Source organism: Mycobacterium sp. KBS0706, from assembly GCF_005938675.2.
Classification (GTDB): Bacteria; Pseudomonadota; Alphaproteobacteria; order DSM-16000; family Inquilinaceae; genus Inquilinus.
Genome location: NZ_VCCH02000241.1, coordinates 1 through 2,317, shown reverse-complemented (window position 1 = coordinate 2,317; position 2,317 = coordinate 1). Strand labels below are relative to the sequence as shown.

Here is a 2,317-nt window from a genome sequence, read left to right as displayed (position 1 = left end):
AAAGCGGTCATTGCGGCGCTCACCGTGCGCTTGCAGAGGATCGGCACGAGAAGGAGGTGTCCCTGATGATGCGCTGAAGGGCGTTGAGGGTGATGATTGAGGGGATCGAGGACTCATGCTCGTCGGGTAGACGCACATAGCCTATCCTTCGTCGTGCGCGGTCCTCGGCGAGGTTCCCCTCGGCTGACCCCGCAACCGGTCTTGCCAGCGGCCGAGGGGGTGATCATGCAGGTGTTGAGCGTGCTGAGGCTGATTGCGGCCGTACTGGTTCCGCTGCTGCCCCTCGAGGGTGCATTGGCGCAGACAACCCCTTCTGAGGCCGACCTTGCGGGCAAGGTCGCTGTCCAAGCCTTGATCGGCAATACGCTGGTCTTTTCGATACCCGACACTCCGGGCTCGGAGCCTACCATGTACATCCTTGCCGATGGTACCGGTGTCGTGGTCGGACTACCTGGTGCTGCTTCCAATGGTCCCCAGCCTATCCGCTGGCGGCTCGGAGAGGATGGATTGTTCTGCGCTATTGATCTCGGAAGCGGCCTGAACATCGAGAACTGCTTGTCGGTATGGATCACTGGCGACAATGTGACATTTCAGTCACCGAAGGTCCGGTCACTCTCCTCAACGGCGAAGCTCCTGCAGGGTGACGCCCGGAGCTTGTCGCCCACGGCATCAGCCGCTGCCCAGGCTATAGCTGATGCTTTGCGCGGCAACACGCTCGTGTTCATGCGACCATTGGGCAAGGCGAGCGAAGAGGTCGTTGTCTACATGTTGGCAGACGGAACAGGCCGAGCTTTCACAGAGACCCGCGCCGCGGAGGGACCGAAGGCGATCTGGTGGTCAGTCCAGCGTGACGGGAAGCTCTGCGTATCAGATGCTGGAGAGGGGCTCGGCGAAAGCGGCTGCGCCACGATCGAGATCACCGGAACTCGCGTGACGGTGAAGCCGGATGGCAGCCCTTCCATCCTCGGCAACCTCCTGAAGGGCAACCCTCGGAACCTGTAGTGCTCTTCGGCGTAGGTCCGCAAAGAGTCGTGTGCGATCATGTCCGCTCTCCGGCATCGGGCGCGACGACCGCTTTCGGAGGAACTGATTCGGCCTGCCCGGCAGGGAAGGGCGGAAACCGGTCATTCCGTCAGCAGCAGACTTGGGGCGCGAATGTGCCGCTAAGCGGTCGTCGCGCGCCGCGCCGACAGCGGGCGTCCACCGGACCTGAGCACTCGAGGCGACGCGGACGCGGCGCCCCGGAAATCAGGCATTCACGAGTACGATCTTCCCCGGTACGGACCGCGTCTCCAGCGCGCGGTGCGCTTGCGCCGCCTCGCGCAGCGGAAAGATCGCACCGACCAGGGGCGACAGCGTGCCGTCTCCCACCGAGCTCAGCACGGCGGCGAGGTCCTGTTGATAGGCGGAGGGGCGCGCGTTACGCCAGATCGGGCTCGAATAGCCGACCACACCCCGGCCCTTCTGGAACAGGCGGAAGCTCGAGAACACCGAGTTGACCAGCAGGTCGGCGATCGCGAGCGGATGGACCTTGCCGTCCCGCGTCAGATCATAGCCGCCGTAAAGGATTCCGACCCCGCCGGGCCGCAAGGCCGCCATCGAGACTTTCCGGAAGTGCTTGCCGCCGATGTGGTCGAACGCGGCCACGACCCCGCCCCCGCTCAACGCCAGCGCCCGTGCCGCCACATCCTCGCCCTGGTAGTCGATGGGTTCACCGCCGCGGGCCCGGATGACGTCCGCCTTGCTTGGCGACGCCGTTCCGATGGTTCGAACACCGGCGATCCTGGCCAGGTCGAGCAACAGGCTGCCCACGCCACCGCCGGCGCCGTGCACCAGGACCCACTCTCCCGGCGCGGGGTTCGCGATCCGATGCAGCATCTGCCAGGCGGTCAGCCCGTTGAGGACGGCGGCGACGAGCTGCGCCGCGTCGGCGCTCTCGGGCGCCGGGGCCAGCCATTGCGCCTCGACGTTGCGACGGGTCGCATAGGACCCGGTCACGGTGACTCCAGCCACGCGCTGGCCTACCGCCACGCCGCTCACGCCCGGGCCGATGGCTTCCACCCGGCCGACGAAATCGTAGCCCGGCGTGACCGGCAACTTCTGTCCCGGATACACGCCCTGGCGCATCATGATGTCGGCATAGGCGACACCGGCCGCTTCGATGGCGACGCGGACCTCTCCTGGCGCCGGCGGCGGCAATCGGCGCTCGACCACCGTGAAGATGTCCGCCGGCCCCTTTCGGGGAACATGCATTTCGAGGGCGTCGTCGATCATTCGGCTCTCCTGACTCGGGCTTTGACGGTCGCGGCCGATCTAG

General features: G+C 66.0%; 2 protein-coding genes. One reads left to right on the top strand and one right to left on the bottom strand.

Features of this window, described 5'->3' with window-relative positions:
* The first annotated feature begins 225 nt into the window (after nt 1–225).
* Nucleotides 226–1,002: a hypothetical protein gene (locus FFK22_RS41480; RefSeq protein WP_138893657.1), complete on the top strand. Its 777-nt coding sequence runs from the start codon at nt 226–228 to the stop codon at nt 1,000–1,002.
* Between the two features lie 246 nt (nt 1,003–1,248).
* On the opposite strand, the gene FFK22_RS41475 is transcribed toward FFK22_RS41480, so the two are convergent.
* Complete coding sequence (locus tag FFK22_RS41475; RefSeq protein ID WP_138893656.1) at nt 1,249–2,274, bottom strand: medium chain dehydrogenase/reductase family protein; 1,026 nt, start codon at nt 2,272–2,274, stop codon at nt 1,249–1,251.
* Nucleotides 2,275–2,317: the final 43 nt, after the last annotated feature.